Source organism: Anaerovibrio lipolyticus LB2005, from assembly GCF_000621545.1.
Lineage (GTDB): Bacteria > Bacillota > Negativicutes > Selenomonadales > Selenomonadaceae > Anaerovibrio > Anaerovibrio lipolyticus_A.
This window is the reverse complement of the sequence record NZ_JHYA01000001.1, coordinates 257,217-274,556: the sequence shown is the minus strand read 5'-3', so window position 1 is coordinate 274,556 and position 17,340 is coordinate 257,217. Positions and strand designations below refer to the sequence as shown.

General features: G+C 43.9%; 18 protein-coding genes. All 18 read left to right on the top strand.

The genetic code is table 11. The features are described 5' to 3' along the window. Nucleotides 1-456 precede the first annotated feature (456 nt). The 18 genes from T355_RS0101385 to T355_RS0101300 all read left to right on the top strand — a co-directional run bounded on the left by T355_RS0101385 (nt 457) and on the right by T355_RS0101300 (nt 17,329). Complete coding sequence (locus T355_RS0101385; RefSeq protein WP_027396180.1) at nt 457-1,242, top strand: hypothetical protein; 786 nt, start codon at nt 457-459, stop codon at nt 1,240-1,242. 160 nt (nt 1,243-1,402) lie between these two features. Then, a complete protein-coding gene (locus T355_RS0101380) occupies nt 1,403-2,653 on the top strand; it encodes a M48 family metalloprotease (RefSeq protein ID WP_155851643.1) in 1,251 nt (416 codons plus the stop codon). Nucleotides 2,654-2,907: 254 nt separating this feature from the next. Beyond that, nucleotides 2,908-3,372, top strand: coding sequence for a Fur family transcriptional regulator (locus T355_RS0101375; RefSeq protein ID WP_027396178.1), 465 nt, complete (start codon nt 2,908-2,910; stop codon nt 3,370-3,372). Then, on the top strand, nt 3,362-4,855 hold the full coding sequence (hemZ, locus tag T355_RS0101370; RefSeq protein WP_027396177.1) for a coproporphyrinogen dehydrogenase HemZ: 1,494 nt from the start codon (nt 3,362-3,364) through the stop codon (nt 4,853-4,855). Before T355_RS0101375 ends, hemZ begins: the two co-directional genes overlap by 11 nt. Nucleotides 4,856-4,907: 52 nt before the next feature. Further along, nucleotides 4,908-6,158 carry a histidine--tRNA ligase gene (gene hisS / locus T355_RS0101365; protein WP_027396176.1) on the top strand — a complete coding sequence of 417 codons (1,251 nt, stop codon included), beginning with the start codon at nt 4,908-4,910 and terminating at the stop codon, nt 6,156-6,158. A gap of 38 nt (nt 6,159-6,196) precedes the next feature. Beyond that, nucleotides 6,197-7,996: an aspartate--tRNA ligase gene (gene aspS, locus T355_RS0101360; protein ID WP_027396175.1), complete on the top strand. Its 1,800-nt coding sequence runs from the start codon at nt 6,197-6,199 to the stop codon at nt 7,994-7,996. Between the two features lie 124 nt (nt 7,997-8,120). Then, a complete protein-coding gene (locus tag T355_RS0101355; protein ID WP_027396174.1) occupies nt 8,121-8,849 on the top strand; it encodes a WecB/TagA/CpsF family glycosyltransferase in 729 nt (242 codons plus the stop codon). Between the two features lie 91 nt (nt 8,850-8,940). Further along, the gene (locus tag T355_RS0101350; protein WP_027396173.1) at nt 8,941-9,579 is read left to right on the top strand and encodes a phosphatidylserine decarboxylase; all 639 of its coding nucleotides are present in this window, start codon (nt 8,941-8,943) and stop codon (nt 9,577-9,579) included. Then, nucleotides 9,579-10,283 carry a CDP-diacylglycerol--serine O-phosphatidyltransferase gene (gene pssA, locus T355_RS0101345; RefSeq protein WP_027396172.1) on the top strand — a complete coding sequence of 235 codons (705 nt, stop codon included), beginning with the start codon at nt 9,579-9,581 and terminating at the stop codon, nt 10,281-10,283. The genes T355_RS0101350 and pssA overlap by 1 nt, the downstream gene beginning before the upstream one ends. A gap of 38 nt (nt 10,284-10,321) precedes the next feature. Next, on the top strand, nt 10,322-11,575 hold the full coding sequence (locus T355_RS0101340; RefSeq protein ID WP_027396171.1) for a glycosyltransferase family 2 protein: 1,254 nt from the start codon (nt 10,322-10,324) through the stop codon (nt 11,573-11,575). 68 nt (nt 11,576-11,643) lie between these two features. Then, entirely contained in the window at nt 11,644-12,021 is a 378-nt protein-coding gene (gene queD / locus T355_RS0101335) for a 6-carboxytetrahydropterin synthase QueD (RefSeq protein ID WP_027396170.1), read from the top strand. 22 nt (nt 12,022-12,043) lie between these two features. Next, nucleotides 12,044-12,775 (top strand): 7-carboxy-7-deazaguanine synthase QueE, encoded by a 732-nt coding sequence (locus tag T355_RS0101330; protein WP_027396169.1) that lies wholly within the window; start codon nt 12,044-12,046, stop codon nt 12,773-12,775. A 16-nt stretch (nt 12,776-12,791) separates the two neighbouring features. After that, complete coding sequence (locus T355_RS0101325; protein ID WP_027396168.1) at nt 12,792-14,510, top strand: phosphoethanolamine transferase; 1,719 nt, start codon at nt 12,792-12,794, stop codon at nt 14,508-14,510. A gap of 134 nt (nt 14,511-14,644) precedes the next feature. Then, a complete protein-coding gene (locus T355_RS0101320) occupies nt 14,645-14,983 on the top strand; it encodes a nitrous oxide-stimulated promoter family protein (protein ID WP_037329623.1) in 339 nt (112 codons plus the stop codon). A gap of 134 nt (nt 14,984-15,117) precedes the next feature. Beyond that, on the top strand, nt 15,118-15,561 hold the full coding sequence (rimP, locus tag T355_RS0101315; protein ID WP_027396166.1) for a ribosome maturation factor RimP: 444 nt from the start codon (nt 15,118-15,120) through the stop codon (nt 15,559-15,561). Nucleotides 15,562-15,626: 65 nt separating this feature from the next. Continuing rightward, nucleotides 15,627-16,730: a transcription termination factor NusA gene (gene nusA, locus T355_RS0101310; RefSeq protein ID WP_037329669.1), complete on the top strand. Its 1,104-nt coding sequence runs from the start codon at nt 15,627-15,629 to the stop codon at nt 16,728-16,730. Between the two features lie 20 nt (nt 16,731-16,750). Continuing rightward, entirely contained in the window at nt 16,751-17,017 is a 267-nt protein-coding gene (gene rnpM / locus T355_RS0101305; protein ID WP_027396164.1) for an RNase P modulator RnpM, read from the top strand. 3 nt (nt 17,018-17,020) lie between these two features. After that, on the top strand, nt 17,021-17,329 hold the full coding sequence (locus T355_RS0101300) for a L7Ae/L30e/S12e/Gadd45 family ribosomal protein (RefSeq protein ID WP_027396163.1): 309 nt from the start codon (nt 17,021-17,023) through the stop codon (nt 17,327-17,329). Nucleotides 17,330-17,340: the final 11 nt, after the last annotated feature.

Sequence of the window (17,340 nt, the reverse complement as noted above, 5' to 3'; positions counted from 1 at the left end):
TAATATTTACCGTATTATATAGTGAATGTAGGGGAGAACCGAGAGAATATGTTAGGTGCAGCAGTATTGTATTTGAGAGCTGGGGAAAATGGGAGCTTGCCTGAATTTACAGGGCGGGTAATGCATGGAGTTGTTCGGTTTAGCCTTTTTGGGGTGAATTTTGAGGTTTCACTCCAAAAGTTTCATTTTTGTTCAGTATCCATGGGGGTTCACAGGGGGTACATGTTGCAACGAACTGATGCTGTTTGCGGCATAACAAAAATCCTGTTATTTAGATTATTTCTAAATAGCAGGATTTTTTTCGTGCATGGAAACTTTTCATCATAATTGTCTGATTATAGGTATTAGATGAAAATAAAAAATCGAAAAAGGAGTTTTTTTAAAAATCGCCTGATTTTTTGTGTTACATTGACTATACCCGCACATCTATATGCATTTTGAAAGGAGTGTTGCTAAATGTTAAGACCAGAGCATTTTAGAAAAATGAAAGAGGAATACACCATAAGCAAGGCCCAGTATTTAGAGCATCAAATCCTCTTGGATGAAATTGAAGGGAGGGAATCAAATGATATTACCCAAATCAGAAAACAGAATAAATATGATGTAGGACTGGAACTATCTAATTCAGAGATAGCCAATAATATGCGACTAATTAAAGACCATGTGGAAAAAGCCCACAAATTAGGCTACGGCTCTCCATTTGATGTAATCCTTCAATTAGATGATTATAGATTCCGCATTATAGCTGTTTTGGAAATGTTCTACAAATTGGAAATCCGTGCTGTCCATCTAATGGATGATGGCACTTTTCTTTTACTCTCCACACACGGGGAAATGAAGATATGTGACATAAAGAACTATCCGATGAAACGGGCTATTAATGTTGTGGTGGATGAGGAAACAGGCTCCTTTGTAGTAAAACGTAAGAAATATGAGAAATCCATAAAGGTAGCTTGTTACTATAGGCGGGAAACAAACAGGGCCAGTGTGGGCTTCATATTCCATGAACATAAGCCAACCTTGGAGGAAATGAACTTTATATTAAACTGTCTGGAAAAGAGGAGTAAGGCAGAGTATGTTTCCTTTAGTGGGGGGATACCACTTGATGATGAAGAAGTAACTTTAGAAGAAATGCTAGATGAAGAACACCCTAACTATAATCCTGAATATCCATTTGTACCTGAATTTAAAGAACCAGAGACCAGTACGCCTCTGGATGCGGATAATGAAATACCGTTTTAATGAGGAAACGATTTGCTGAACAGGCAAAAAGAAAAGCCCGCTGGTTCTCAGCGGGCTTGAGATCAGTTTTCAAGTGATGTAAAATATGAGACTGTAGTCCCTGTTTATTTTGGTATAATGATTCATGTGGAACTTTTATTACATGAAAGGATTGTTTTAAGTGAAATTAATTATGAACACCAAAAAGAAATTTTTAACAAGTATTATGGCTATAGTCGCAGTAACTGCATTATTTGTAGCCAATATTTCCGAGGCCTATGTAATTAGTGATGAAGCTGAACATCATTATGGTGATTATATTGAGGATGAATATGCCAATGGAGTTCGTTCCTGGCATAATGATTTTATCTCCAGGATTCAAAAAGAACTGGTTGAAATGAATCCAAGTGCATTAAATTTTAATGACGGAGTTCATTCCCGTTATCTTTATCCTATTAAGGAATCTTCCGTTAATGAGGTGGATGCCGTAACCCTTCCTTCTGGGCGTATTTTTTTGTCCACCCAAATGATTGATTTCACGATGACGATCCCTTCCATTGAAAAGATAGATTATCACAACAGTGCAGAGTTCAACGAGGCGAGTCTTTGGCAATACTCCATGCTTGCTTCGGTTATTGCCCATGAAGCCTCTCACTGGTATAACCGGGATTTTCAACGGAAGATAGATAACTTATATGGAGAAAAAGGATTAAAAGCATTATTGGGGAGCAATTGGAACACGCCTTCTTCTGAAAATCTTATGCTTTTGATGACAGATATTGCTTACAATAAAACTGCCATAAATGCCCAGTTCTCCTTTGAAGGGGAATATTTGGCGGACAGACAGGCAGTATCCTTTTTAAATAACAGCACACGATTTTCTCCCGGCAGCTTGGTTTCCTTCCTCTATCGGATGGATAAGCATGAAAAAAGGTATGATATCAAAGGCATTCAGGTAATTGATGGGAATGAATACAACCCACACCCAGATACTCTTGAGCGTATCCGTAGGCTGGAAAAGCAAATTTCTGACCATTCCTATGGCAGAGTAACTTTCAATAATCAAAAATTCTACTTGGACGGCAAGCCTTTTATGGGAACAGGAATTATAGAAGGTAATAACAGGGTATCAACCATCGACAGAACCTATTATGTGGCGGGACAAATAGCCGATATTATCCATAACGGATTTTTAGGAAGTGGAAAGTTCGCTTTCTCCAATGTATATACAACAGATGATATCCATAATGCAAATATTGAAGATATATATTTGACTTGTGCAGATGGTGATACAAGATATTTTAAGGTCATTGACAGACTAAAAATAAAGCCAAATGAAGCAAGGTACCTTTTGGGAGATGATACCCGTCCTTCTGGCTATGAATACAGCTATGATGCAAGATTGGCAAAATATATTGCTACTTATCAGTAAATCAATGTGAATAAATGGGCTGCAGCTGACTCAAAGGCTTGTAGCTCATTTTTATTATTTCCATATTAGTTATGGAAAATATTGAATTATTGCGTTATGACGAGTAGGCTTTTGGGCTCGTCGAAACGTCTAATAGGAAGAATTTCCATATAGTTATGGAAATTCTTGAACAATTACGTTATAATGTACTAATTGGAGTGTAAATTAGGAGAGTAATGTTAATTACAAAATTTTGGCATGCGGGGGATATAGAAATGCGTGATGGATTTAGCATTGAAGAACTGAAAAAAAGACTCCAGAACAGCCGGTACAAGCTGACTCATCAGAGACAGGATGTGCTGGAGGTTTTCTTAAATAGTACAGGAGAACACCTTAGTGCTGAGGAAGTACACCGTACTCTCCGGGATAAGGGATATGACATTGGTCTGGCCACTGTATATCGTACTCTCGAATTAATGTGCAGCCCTGAAATGAACATTCTCCAGAAGATGGAATTCGGTGAGAAGCGTGCCCGCTATGAGCTGAAGAAAATCGAGGAAAATGGTCATCAGCACCATCATCTTATTTGCAAAAAATGCGATAAGGTTATAGAATTCTCTGAGGATATGCTGGAGGGGTTGGAGCAGAAGATTGCTGAAACCTGCAACTTCAACATTATCGATCATCAGGTACTATTCTATGGATACTGTCAGGAGTGTGCCAAGAAGCTTGAAAATTAAAGAGTTTACCTTAAATAGTGAGGATCAGGTGGTGGTCAAGGTAGTCCGTGAAGTCCTGAATCTTTTTAAGATTGAGACGGGCTGTGAGGAAGACTACTCCTGGGAGACACTGAATATAGAAAATAACCTTAAGCCAGGTGATGTGCCCATTGTGGAAACCGTTATTACCATGAATGGTACGGCGGGGGAGAGGGTCCATTTGACCCAGACCACTGCTGGCCGTAGTGATGAAAGGTTTGCTGCTGGAAAGCATCGCCTGATAAAGCTGAACCTCTATCAGCTCTTTAGGAAGGAATTTGGCTTTGAGGCTGCCCCTTGGGGAATTCTTCACGGGGTTCGTCCCACCAAGATAGTTCATCGCCTTTTGGATGGGGGCCTATCCAGGGATGAGGTGGTGGAGCGCTTGCTTCATGACTATGAGGCCAGTGTGGAAAAGGCAACCACCATTGTGGATATGGCTATTCGTCAGTTGCCATTTTTGGCAAAATCTGATGAAAAGACTATTAGTATTTATGTTGGTATCCCTTTCTGTCTGAGCCGTTGTCTTTATTGCTCATTCCCGGCCAATATTCTTCCAAAGGAGGATGGCTTAAATGAGTTTATGGAGGTTTTCCATAAGGATTTGGCGGCAGTAAAGCAGGCCGTGGCTGACTATGGCTTTAAGGTTCAGTCCATTTATGTAGGCGGAGGTACTCCCACCAGCCTGCCGGATAAATATTTCCGGGAAATGCTTAGCGCAGTGAGGGAGGCTTTTTACTGTGAGCATATTATTGAGTTCACTGTAGAAGCCGGACGTCCGGACAGTATGTCCCCGGATAAGATTCAGACTATGGTGGATATGAATGTCACCAGAGTCAGTGTAAATCCGCAAACCATGCAGCCCCGTACACTAAAGCGTATAGGACGCAATCATACTCCGGAGGCCATTGTGACCATGTTTAACGACTTAAGGTCAGCTGGTATCCCGGAAATAAATATGGACCTTATTATTGGCCTTCCAGGTGAAGGCGTGGCTGATATTGAGGACACAATGAAGAAAATAGTGGCCCTTGGCCCGGATGACATCACCCTTCATTCTCTGGCGCTGAAACGGGGTTCAGTTTTAAAAATGAACCTTGAGGAATATGAGCTGCCGGATGACAAGACCTGTCGGGAGATGTTCCATACTGCCATGTGCTATATTGATAAGGCCGGCATGAAGCCGTATTACCTCTATCGTCAGGGGTATATGAGCGGTCAGCTGGAAAATGTGGGCTGTTGCCGAAAGGGTGCAGAAAGCATTTACAATATCCAGATAATGGAGGAGCATCAGACAATACTTGGTATTGGCGGGGCGGCCACCAGCAAGGTGGTAAATTTCCGTGAAAAGCGGTTGAAATCTTCATTTAATGCCAAGGATTTGATAACCTATCTTAGGGATATTGATATTTACATTGATAAAAGGGCAAAGCTGATAGCTGAGGCTTACGGCGGTCCCCAATAATAAATAGATTGCAATACCTTGCTTTTTACAAAGCAGAGGAGGTTTTTATAATATGTTGACAAATGCTCCAAGGGGCACCAAGGATATACTGCCAGATACAGTAGGTGACTGGCTCTATGTGGAGGATAACATCCGCTCTCTTTGCAGGCGGTTTGGTTATCAGGAGATAAGGACCCCAATGTTTGAGCACACAGAGCTCTTTCAGCGTGGTATCGGTGAGGGCACCGATGTGGTGGACAAGGAAATGTACACCTTCACTGACAGAGGTGACAGAAGCATCACCCTTAGACCGGAAAATACAGCATCTGCTGTTCGTGCTTATCTCCAGAATAAGCTCTACGCTGACAATGCCCTGACTAAGCTGTTTTATATTGGCTCCATGTTCCGCTATGACCGTCCTCAGGCCGGCCGTATGCGCGAATTCCACCAGTTTGGTGTGGAGGCCATTGGGGAATCCAATCCAGCTGTGGATGCTGAGATTATCCTTTTGTCTATGAAGCTGCTTCAGGGTCTTGGCCTTAACGATCTGGAGCTTTATATTAATTCCGTTGGCTGTCCAACCTGTCGTGCCAAGTACCGCACTATGCTGCAGGACTTCTTCCGTGACAAGCTGGATGACCTTTGTGAGGATTGCCGTAGCCGTTTTGACAGGGCACCAATGCGTATCCTGGATTGCAAAAAGGATGCGGAAAAGCCGTACATGAAGGATGCACCAAAGATTACAGACTGTCTCTGTGATGAGTGCTCCGATCACTTCCAAAAGCTGCAGAAGCATCTCACTAAGGCTGGGGTTAAGTTTGAGCTGGATCCACGCTTGGTTCGTGGCCTTGATTATTACACCAAGACTGCCTTTGAGGTCAAGTACCCACCATTGGGAGCACAGAGTGCTGTGGCAGGCGGTGGCCGTTATGATGGCCTTATTGAGGAAATGGGAGGTAACCCTACTCCTGCCGTGGGATTCGCCACTGGTCTGGAAAGAGTTCTTCTGGCCCTTGAAAAGCAGGGCCTGTTGCCAGATAAGAACCGCAGCGTAGATGTGTATGTGGTAGCCTTGGGTGAAGCAGCACAGGAGGAGGCCTTTAAACTGGTTATGGATCTCCGTGATGCGGGCTTCAGCGCAGCAGTTGACTATGCTGGCCGCAGCATGAAGGCCCAGATGAAGCAGGCCAACAAGCTGGGAGCAAAATTCGCCGCCATCATGGGTGACGATGAGCTTTCAGAGGGGGTAGTAATGCTCCGTGATATGGCTGGCAGTGAGCAGGAAAAGGTGCCTGTAAATGAGCTTATTAGTAAATTAAAATAAATATACCCAAAAAATATTTGTATGAGGTGAAGAATTAAATGGATACTTTAGAAGGTTTGAAGCGTTCTCATCATTGCGGTGAGCTGCGTAAGGATAACGTTGGCAGTGAGGTCGTTCTCTGTGGTTGGGCTTCCCGTCGTCGTGATCATGGTGGTCTGATTTTTATAGACTTCCGTGATCGCTCTGGTCTGGTGCAGATCGTATTTGATGAGGCTGCTATTGGTGAGGAGGCTTTCCACAAGGCTGAGACCATCCGTAGCGAGTTCGTTTTGGCTGTAAAGGGTGATGTTCGTGCCCGCAGCGAGGAAACCGTTAACCCTAACATGGCAACTGGTGAAATCGAGGTTGTAGTTAAGGAGCTTCGTATCCTCAACAAGGCCAAGACCCCTCCATTCTACATTCAGGATGGTATTGATGTAGATGAGATGCTTCGTCTGAAGTATCGTTATCTCGACCTTCGTCGTCCGGAGATGCAGAAGTGCCTTATGCTCCGTCATCGCGTAACCAAGATTATGCGTGATTACTTTGATCGCAATGGCTTCCTGGAGATTGAGACTCCAATGCTTTGTAAGTCCACTCCGGAGGGTGCCCGCGACTTCCTGGTACCAAGCCGTTTGAACCCAGGTGAGTTCTACGCTCTGCCACAGTCCCCGCAGATTTACAAGCAGATTCTCATGCTTTCCGGCTTTGAGAAGTATTTCCAGATTGTTCGCTGCTTCCGTGATGAGGACCTTCGTGCTGACCGTCAGCCAGAGTTCACTCAGCTGGATATTGAGATGTCCTTCATCGATCAGGAGACCATCCTCACTATGATGGAAGGTATGATGGGTGAGATCTTCGAAAAGGCACTTGATACAAAGATTCCTACTCCTTTCCTGCGCATGACTTGGGATGAGGCAATGGAGCGTTATGGCTCTGATAAGCCAGATCTTCGTTTTGGCATGGAGCTGATGGATATTTCCGAGTACGTTAAGGGCTCTGACTTTAAGGTATTTGCTTCTGTTCTGGAGAACGGTGGCCAGGTTAAGGTTATTAATGTAGAGGATTATGCCAATATTCCTCGTCGTGAGCTGGATGGCCTTGTACAGTATGTTCAGGGCTATGGTGCAAAGGGATTGGCTTGGATTCAGTACACTGAAGAGGGCGTTAAGTCTCCATTCAAGAAGTTCTACTCCGATGAGACCTTTGAGGAAATTAAGAAGGCTACTGGTGCCAAGACTGGCGATTTGCTGTTAGTTATTGCTGATAAGCCATTGGTAGTTGCTCAGGCTCTTGGCGAGCTTCGTCTTGAGATGGCCCGTCGTCGTGGCCTCATTGACCCAGATAAGCTGAGCTTCCTGTGGGTAGTTGATTTCCCTATGTTTGAATACAGCGAAGAGGATAAGCGCTGGAAGGCAATGCATCATCCATTCACTGCACCTCGTGATGAGGATGTTCAGTATCTTACCACTGATCCAGGCAAGGTTAAGGCAATTGCTTATGATATGGTTCTTAACGGCGTGGAAATCGGTGGCGGTTCCCTGCGTATTTATCAGAATGATCTTCAGGAGAAGGTATTCGAGGCTATCGGCCTTACTCCAGAGGCTGCCCATGACAAGTTCGGCTTCATGCTGGATGCCTTCAAGTATGGTGCTCCACCTCATGGCGGTTTGGCATTTGGTCTTGATCGTCTGGTTATGCTCATGGCTAAGAGAAAGTCCATCCGTGACGTAATCGCATTCCCTAAGACTCAGAGTGCATCTGATGTTATGTCCCAGGCACCTTCTGAGGTTGATGAGAAGCAGCTGAAGGAGCTTTCCATCCGTACCCATGTAAAGAAAAAGATTAAGGAAGACTAATATATTAGTTGATTATGTAAAAGGGGCTGACTGCAAAGCGGTCCCTTTTCTTATGTTTTTCTATGGCCTTCTCTACACTTTTGTGTTACAATGAAATTTGTATTTTTGAATTTAGGAGGCAATCATGTCTTTTGATAAAGTTGACATACTAGGTGTAAAGGTGGATTCCCCTACTATGGGGCAGGCTGTTGAAACTGTTCAGGGCTTCATTGAAAAGGGGGAGAGTACCCTTATTGCCACCGCAAATGCTGAAATGATAATGCGGGCTACCTATGATGAGGAGCTAAAGACCATATTAAATGCGGCTGATCTGGTGGTACCAGATGGTGCAGGAACTGTATGGGCTGCAGGCTATCTCGGTCATCCAATGCCTGAGCGTGTGGCTGGCTATGACTTGTCCCAGGAGCTGATGAAGCTGGCTCCTGAAAAGAATCAGCGGATTTACTTCTTTGGTTCTGCTCCAGGTGTGGCAGATATGGCCAAGAAGAAGGCTGAGGAGTGGTATCCTGGCATTAATATAGTAGGAACTCGCAATGGATTCTTTACAGCTGATGACGAGCCCCAGATTATTGCTGATATAAAGGCGGCTAAGCCAGATATTTTGTTTGTGGCCCTGGGGGTTCCAAAGCAGGAGAAATGGCTGTATGCTCATCTGGAGGAGCTGGAGGTTCCAGTTTCCATCGGTGTTGGCGGTTCCTTTGACGTTATGGCCGGTGTTATGCAGCGGGCACCTTTGTGGATGCAGAAGGCGAAGCTGGAGTGGCTTTTCCGCGGTCTGAAGCAGCCTAGCCGTATCGGTCGCCTTATGGCACTTCCAAAGTTTGTATTTAAAGTTATGGGAAGCAAGAAATAATATATAGTAAAATGGTATATTTTCTATGGCAAAATTGGAACAATCGCGATATAATATCTCCAGTTTAAGGCCGTATCAGGAGGTGCAAATTTTGGGTAAATTCCATATTGTAAGAGAAGGATACGTTTTCATTTTCGGAGCTTTAGCTGTTGCTGTCTTTCTTGGACTTTTGCTGGGACCATTGGGCGCAGTGGTACCGGTAATTTTGGCGGCATACTTCACATATTTTTTCAGAAATCCGGACCGTGTTATCCCCGCTGACGAAGACCTCATTGTTTCCCCAGCAGATGGAACAGTGCAGGACGTGGTGGATGTTGAGTATGACGACTTTTTAAAGGGTCCTGGAACAAAGGTGATTATCTTCTTGTCAATTTTCAGCGTTCATGTTAACCGCAGTCCTATTGCTGGTGAGATCAAGACCCAGAAATATGTTTGCGGTCGCTTTAAGCCGGCTTACAAGGATGAGGTAGGCTTTGAGAATGAGCGCCACATGATTGGCATTGAAAATGATAGATTAAAGGTGACTGTAACTCAGATTGCAGGCATTTTGGCCCGACGTATCGTTTCCTGGGTGACCTTGGACGATAAGATGGAGAAGGGCGATGTATACGGTCTTATTAAATTTGCTTCATGTACTGAGATCGTGGTACCTAAGAACGTAGAGGTTCTTATGAAGAAGGGTGACAAGGTTCATGGAGGAGAGACCATTGTGGGGAGGATTAAGGACTAATGAGCAAATCTGTAATTCCTAATGCGTTTACTTCAGCTAATCTTGTTTTCGGAATGATTTCCATTTTGTGTACTTTCAATGGTAATTTGACCTTCGGTGCTGTTTGTATTTTGCTGGCCTTGGTGGCTGATGGCCTGGACGGCAGAACCGCCCGTGCCCTTGGGGTTAGCTCTGAAATGGGTAAGGAAATGGATTCCCTGTGTGATCTGGTTTCCTTTGGTGCGGCTCCTGCTATGCTTGCATACAAGCTCCAGCTGGCAGATTTTGGTATTTTTGGCTGCGTTGCGGCAATTTTCTTTGCCCTTTGTGGTATGTGGCGTTTGGCACGCTTTAATGTCAACACCACTGTGGTTCATGGCTATTTCATGGGCCTGGCTATTCCTGCAGGTGGCTGCCTTATTGCTACATCCACACTGCTTATTAATGCCGTTGGTTACAATTTGGATGAAATATCCTACGCATATCCTGTTATTGTAATGGTGGTGGCATATCTTATGGTCAGCACTGTACATTATCCTGATTTTAAGGGCGACGGCGAGAAGATGAATCTCGTTGCCAAGGTGATTGCGGCAGCTGTGTTTGCCTCTATTCTGTGGATGGGCATTGATGGGATTGGTTATGCTGTCCTCTTTGGTATTTTTGCGTCCTATGCGATTTTTGGTATTGTAAATCACAGTATTAATCTTATTTCCGGCAGCAAGTAAGTGGGATATAGTTGTTGTCAAAAAGGAGAAAGTAGTTAATGTTTTATCCACTTGATATAATAATGATTCCACTACAGATTTTTCTGTTTTGTTTCACTATTTATTTCTTTATTATCGGTTTTTTTGGTCTGGTGGTTTTTAGAGAGAAGAAAATTACAACCCCGGAGAAGAAGTTCGCCTGTTTGATTGCGGCTCATAATGAGCAGGCAGTAGTTGGTCATCTCGTAAAGAATCTCCAGGAACTGGACTATCCTAAAGAGCTATATGATATTTATGTAATTGCAGATAACTGCACAGATGATACTGCCAAGGTTTCCCGTGAGGCCGGTGCTATTGTCTGTGAGCGCTTTGATCCAGAAAGAAAGACCAAGGGTTATGCTCTTGACTGGATGTTTGCCAAGCTCTTTGATATGGAAAAGGACATGGAAAAGCCTTATGATGCTGTTTGTATCTTTGACGCAGATAATTTGGTTCATCCGCGATTCCTCATTGAAATGAATCATCACCTTATGAAGGGTGCCAAGATTATTCAGGGCTTTTTGGATGCCAAGAATCCTTACGATTCTTGGGTTTCTGCCACATTTGCCCTTTCCTTCTGGGTTATTGATTACCTCATTCATCAGGCCAAGACCAATTTGGGTCTGTCTGCCGTGTTGGGTGGTACTGGTATGTGTATTACCACCGAGGTATTGAAGCGTCACGGCTGGCGTGCCAACTGTCTGGTAGAGGATATGGAATTTACCATGAAGTCCTTGGTGGAGGGAATTAAGACCACTTGGGCCGTGGATGCCATTATTTATGATGAAAAGCCTCTTACCTTTATGCAGTCCTGGTATCAGAGAAAGCGTTGGGCCCAGGGCCAGTTTGATGTGGCACATCGTTTTATTCCTAAGCTGTTGAAGGAGGGCATCAAGCAGCGCAGCATTCCTATTCTGGATGGCTGTCTGTATCTGATACAGCCGTATTTCCTGATGTTTACAGCCTTCTTTATTCTCATGGGCTATATTCAGGTATTTTATGGTCAGCAGATTTATACCAGTATTTATTCCTTCATGCCAAATCATCTTATGACAGCCATTACGATTATTCAGTATTTGCTGCCAATGATAATCCTCATTAAAATGAGGGCCAAATGGAAGGCATGGCTTTATATACCTCTTTATCAGGTGTTTATTTATTCCTGGTTGCCAATCGTATTCTTGGGCTTCATTCACCGCAACGAGCACGAATGGGCACATACCAAGCATACCCAGGCTGTAAGCTACGACCAGTTTATTGATGGTCGCAAATGATGAAATTTACCCCTTCAGATGCGTTGGCAATGAAGGGGTTTCCCATTTATGATGGAGGATATACAAATATGTTTGAAATTCATGTAAGTGCCGAGTTTGAAGCAGCTCACAGAGTTGCTGGCTACAATGGAAAATGTGACAGACTACATGGCCATAGCTGGACCGTAGAGGCAGCTGTTACTGGCAAAAAGCTGGATAATTTAGGTATGCTGGTGGATTTTAAGGTGGTTAAGGGCAGACTGCGTGATCTGCTGGAGACTCTGGATCATCAGTATTTAAACGAGCTGCCAGCCTTTGCTGATGGTCACAATCCTACTGCCGAGCATCTTGCCCAATACATTTATGAGGAAATGGCCAAGGCGGAGTTCTTTGATGACAATGTAAAGCTGAAGCACATTCAGGTTTGGGAATCTCCTAAATCTTCCGTAATATACTCATTGGAGTAAGGAAATTAAGGTAAATAAGGTTATGAATGCTAATCTAATTGAAATTTTTTCCTCTGTACAGGGTGAGGGGCGTTATGTTGGTTGCCGCCAGCTCTTTGTGCGTTTTGAGGGTTGTAATTTAAACTGTAAATACTGTGACACAGAAAATCAGGCGGGCACCCATCCTCTTTGTGGAGTGGAGACTTTCCCCGGTTCCCGCAAATTCCATGATGCCATAAATCCTTTGGAACCAACAGAGGTGGCGGCATATATTAACCGCTTTGTGATGGAGCTGCCCCATCAGGCAATTAGCTTCACAGGTGGTGAGCCATTGCTTCATACGGCGTTTCTTCAGGAGCTTTTGCCTATGGTTAATACCAAGGTAATGCTGGAGACCAATGGCACCTTGCCTGAAAAATTGGCCCGGGTTATTGATATGGTGGATATTATCAGCATGGATATTAAGCTGCCCCAGGCCACCGGAGAGGAACACTGGGAGGAGCATAGACGTTTTTTGGAAATTGCCAAGAAAAAGGATGTTTATGTAAAACTGGTGGTATCCGGTGACATTAACATGGATGATTATCAGAAGGCTGTTGACCTTGTGGCTGGGGTAGATCCGAATATTTTACTTATCCTGCAGCCAGTTACTCCACTAAATGGAGTGGAGGCAGCACGGCCAGAGCAGATGCTTGAGCTTCAGCAGCAGGCTCTGGAAAGCCTTAATGATGTGCGAATTATTCCCCAGACTCATCGTATGATGGATCAATTATAACGAGGAGGATCGACAGGTGGAAAATCACTGTTTTTCAAATAGGATAGCCACATTTTTACAAGGTGTGGCCGATTTGGTGCGTCAGGATTTTGGCTGGTTTATGCTTTTCTGGCTTTTAAGCTGCTCTACACAGGTTATTAAGTGGGGCATGATGGGCAAGACAGATCTGGTTATGTCCATGGCTTTTACAGGACTGTTGATGGCACTGCTTGCCACTTTTATTACAAGATGGCTGTTTGTACCCAAGGCCAGTAAAATCATACGCTATATTTTGGTGGCATTGCTTTTTGCCGCTTTCATCATTGAGGCCTTTGTACTTTATCAGTATGGTGCTTTGACAGGCGTAGGAACTATCAATTCCCTTTTTGAGACTAATCCTGAGGAATCTGCCGAGTTCCTTAATACCTTTGTGGGGGTTCAGGGCGGCCTTTTGGCTGTTGTCATAGTAGCTGTAATGTATTGCTTGGTAAAATATAAGCCATGGCACAAGCTGGCGGCAGACGCCATATCCCAGAAGGTTATTGCCGGCATCGTGGTGGTTGTGTCCTCCTCTTATGCCATATATATGTGCTTTGCTTACCCTGGAATAATGTTCGGTGGGGATAATCTTACACCGCTGACAAGACTTATGGGAGCCACCAGCACGGCATGGAAGAATCATGTGGCTTATCAGGAGCTGCAGGCCAAGCTGGATGTGGATATACATCTTACCAAAAATGACGGGCATATTACTAATATCGTGTTTATTTTAGGTGAGTCTACCAATCGTAACCACATGCACCTCTACGGTTATCCAATGGAAAATACCCCTAATCTTGATGAGCTGTATAAAAAAGGGGAGATCGTTTTCTTTAAGGATGTGGTCAGTGCCCATTCAACTACAGTGGCTTCTCTAAGTAAGATATTTACCTTCTGTGACCATGAATCCGATAAGCCATGGTATGATTATAATAATTTAATCGATATTATGAATGCGGCGGGCTACAAGACTCATTGGCTATCTAACCAGGAGAGCTCCGGTATTTGGGGTAATGTTGCCCAGATTTATGCGGCCCATAGTGATGTCAGCCACTATACTCAGATTCGTGATTCCAAGGAGGACGAGGGTCGTGTGGATGGTGAGCTGTTCCCGTTGGTTGATAACGCCATCGCTGGTATAGGTGACAGCAACAAGAATTTCTTTGTGGTACATCTGATGGGAGCTCATTTGGCCTATTATAATCGCTATCCTTTTGAATTTGCCAAATTCAATGAGACCAGCATAACATTACCAGGCTTTAATGATGACCAGAAGCAGGTTATCGCCCAGTACGACAATGCCCTGTTCTATAATGACTATATTGTCAGCGGCATTATTGATAAATTCCGTGAGACGAATTCTGATACTATCGTAATATATCTTCCTGACCATGGTGAGGCGGTATATGACGAGGGCGGTGTCAACGGCCATATTGAAGAAAATCCAAGCCGTCACATGATAGAAGTGCCTCTTATTATGTGGGCTTCTGAAAAGTTTAAGCAGAATCACCCGGAGAAGTGGGCTCTCATTCGGGAGGCTATTCAGAATCCGTACATGACGGATGATATGATTCACACTGTGCTGGATATAGCGGATATTCATACTGCTGATTTTGATCCAACCAAGAGTATAATCTCACGCAGCTTTAATAAGCTACGGCCACGAATCTTTGATGACAAGGATTACGACCGGGAAATTTTGGGCGCTGGCAAATAAGGATATTTAAAATTAAGAACGGATTAAAAGATTAAACTTTAGTTAGAATTACCTTCCATGTCTAAACAACTTGTTGTAATTAGGGTAAAATAAGGTACGACAGTTTTTAAAGTTCAGTCATGGGAGGTGCAGTTATGGACAAGGTACAGCATAAAAGAGAACAAGAACTGGCAACTGTGACTGAAATGATTGGCATTTTTTGCCATGATATCCATAAGACGGATGGGGGGAATCTCTGCCATGAATGTCAGGATCTTCTTGATTATGTGAAAAAAAGGGTGGCAGTTTGTCCCCGAATGGGTGAGAAAACCTTTTGCAGTGCCTGCGATACCCATTGCTATGCTCCTAACCGTCGGGAACGCATAAGAATGATAATGAGGTACAGCGGTCCAAAGATGATGTTCCGTTCACCACTTTTGGCAATTAAGCATAAGCTTACAGAATGGTTTGCAATAAAGCAAAAAATACTGTAGAATAGGTTTACAAACGGCTTAGGCTGTGTTAAAATGTCTTTAAATAGTGAGTTGATTATTAAAGAGTGGGTGCAAACCCGCTCTTTTGTCTTATGTTTAAGATTAAAAAATGAATATGCAAAGGGGGAACGTGTATGAGCAAACTTATAGAAGACACTGTGGAAAAAATTGTTGAAGAGCTTCTTGAGGGTACCAATATTGAGCTTGTGGCGGTTGAATACGTCCGCGAAAAAGACTGGTATCTGAGAGTGTTTATTGATAAAGAAGGCGGCATTGAATTAGATGATTGCCAGGAATTAAGTGGTCGTCTTGGTGATATCCTTGATGAAAAGGACGTTATCAAGGGTGCATATATGCTGGAGGTTTCGTCTCCAGGCCTTGACCGTGAGCTGAAGAAGGAAAAGGATTTCAGACGGGAACAGGGCAAAAAGGTTGATGTCAGCTTGTATGCCGCAGTGGATGGCAGCAAGGTATTAGTAGGTGTATTGAACGGCTATGATGGAGATAATGTGACCATCGACGAGCAGGTAATTCCAATGGACAATGTTGCTCAGGTTCGTTTACATATAGATTTTTAGGAGGTTTTTTAGTGGCTACCAAATTGAAGAAGAGCAAGTCTGCAGCAGTGGCTGATACAGGCTTTATGGAGGCAGTTGAGGTTTTAGGAAAGGAAAAGGGCATTGCGCCGGAAATCCTGTTTGATGCAATTGACAAGGCATTGGCTTCTGCCTACAAGAAGAACTACAATAACGAGGCTAACTGCCGTGTAAGTCTTGACCGTCAGACTGGCGAATATCATGTATATGCAATTAAAGAAGTAGTGGATGAGGTTGAAAATCCTGTTACTCAGATTTCCCTGGGCATGGCTCAGCAGAAGTCAGCAGATTATGCTGTAGGTGATACTCTGGAGGAGGAGGTTACTCCTGCAAACTTCGGACGTATTGCGGCACAGAATGCAAAGCAGGTAGTTGTACAGGCTATTCGCGAGGCTGAGAGAGGTATTATCTTCAGTGAATATGTAAACCGTGCCAATGATATTATTACTGGCGTGGTACAGCGTGTAGAAAATAAGAATGTATATATTGATCTTGGTAAAACTGAGGCAATTCTCGGAGCCAGCGAGCAGATTCCACATGAGGTTTATGCTCCTAATGACCGTATTAAGGCTCTTATCATCGAGGTTAAGAATACCAACAAGGGACCACAGGTTTTGGTATCCCGTACTCATCCAGGCCTTCTGAAGCGCCTCTTTGAGCTGGAGGTTCCTGAAATTCAGAGCGGTGATGTGGAGATTAAATCAGTTGCCCGTGAGCCTGGTATGCGTTCCAAGATTGCGGTTTATGCAGCAGACGAAAATATCGATGCTGTAGGCTCCTGCGTAGGTCCTCGCGGAACTCGCGTTCAGTCCATCGTCGAAGAACTGAGAAACGAAAAAATCGATATTGTTAAGTGGAGTGAAGATCCAGTACAGCTGATAGCCAATGCCCTTAGTCCTGCAAAGGTTGTATCTGTAGCTATCAACGAGGAGGAAAAGCTCTCCCGCGTAATCGTTCCTGATTACCAGCTTTCCCTGGCTATCGGCAAGGAAGGACAGAACGCCCGCCTTGCAGCTAAGCTTACTGGCTGGAAAATCGATATTAAGAGTGAATCCCAGGCGGAGGAATTCGGCTTTGATGATGAGGAAAGCACTGAGGAGCTTAACCTTGATGTTTTCGCTGATGATGAGTTTGAATCTGAAGAAGAGTAAGAAAAGTAAGGGTGACAGATATGGCAACAGTAAAGAAAATTCCAACCAGACTTTGCATAGGCTGTCAGGAGCAGCATCCCAAGAAGGAGCTGGTACGTATTGTACGCAGCCCGGAGGGGGATTTTTCCGTGGACCTTACCGGAAAGAAGGCAGGCCGGGGAGCATATATCTGCAATAATAAAGAATGCTTTGACAAGGCCGTAAAGGAACATCGTTTTGACCGTTCATTTAAGTGTACGGTAGATAAAAACATTTTTGATGAGCTGAGTGAGCAGCTTTTTAAATAAATTATGAATAAGACGAAAATATTGAATTTGCTTAGTATGGCACAGCGGGCCAATAAAGTGGTTTCCGGTGATTTTGCCGTAACGAAGGCAGTACAAGGACGAAAAGCCTTGCTGATGATTGTGGCGGAGGATGCCTCTGAGGAAACGAAGAAAAATTATCAGCGTATGGCGGATGATGCAGAAATAAACGTATATTATCTATTTGACAGAGAAGAACTTGGCCACTGTATAGGAAAGGATTTCCGGGCGGTGGCTGCCATAATGGATAAGGGCTTTGCAGATGCTTTATCCAAACTCTTTGAAGACAGATAGTCATTCGGGGG

Bases quoted from the DNA above. Each gene is read 5' to 3' on its own strand.
- nusA (WP_037329669.1), top strand. From the start codon at position 15,627: ATGGAGGCAGTTGAGGTTTTAGGAAAGGAAAAGGGCATTGCGCCGGAA.
- hisS (WP_027396176.1), top strand. From the start codon at position 4,908: ATGTTGACAAATGCTCCAAGGGGCACCAAGGATATACTGCCAGATACA.
- T355_RS0101300 (WP_027396163.1), top strand. From the start codon at position 17,021: ATGAATAAGACGAAAATATTGAATTTGCTTAGTATGGCACAGCGGGCC.
- T355_RS0101375 (WP_027396178.1), top strand. From the start codon at position 2,908: ATGCGTGATGGATTTAGCATTGAAGAACTGAAAAAAAGACTCCAGAAC.
- T355_RS0101385 (WP_027396180.1), top strand. From the start codon at position 457: ATGTTAAGACCAGAGCATTTTAGAAAAATGAAAGAGGAATACACCATA.
- T355_RS0101340 (WP_027396171.1), top strand. From the start codon at position 10,322: ATGTTTTATCCACTTGATATAATAATGATTCCACTACAGATTTTTCTG.
- T355_RS0101355 (WP_027396174.1), top strand. From the start codon at position 8,121: ATGTCTTTTGATAAAGTTGACATACTAGGTGTAAAGGTGGATTCCCCT.
- queD (WP_027396170.1), top strand. From the start codon at position 11,644: ATGTTTGAAATTCATGTAAGTGCCGAGTTTGAAGCAGCTCACAGAGTT.
- rimP (WP_027396166.1), top strand. From the start codon at position 15,118: ATGAGCAAACTTATAGAAGACACTGTGGAAAAAATTGTTGAAGAGCTT.
- rnpM (WP_027396164.1), top strand. From the start codon at position 16,751: ATGGCAACAGTAAAGAAAATTCCAACCAGACTTTGCATAGGCTGTCAG.
- T355_RS0101330 (WP_027396169.1), top strand. From the start codon at position 12,044: ATGAATGCTAATCTAATTGAAATTTTTTCCTCTGTACAGGGTGAGGGG.
- T355_RS0101320 (WP_037329623.1), top strand. From the start codon at position 14,645: ATGGACAAGGTACAGCATAAAAGAGAACAAGAACTGGCAACTGTGACT.
- aspS (WP_027396175.1), top strand. From the start codon at position 6,197: ATGGATACTTTAGAAGGTTTGAAGCGTTCTCATCATTGCGGTGAGCTG.
- pssA (WP_027396172.1), top strand. From the start codon at position 9,579: ATGAGCAAATCTGTAATTCCTAATGCGTTTACTTCAGCTAATCTTGTT.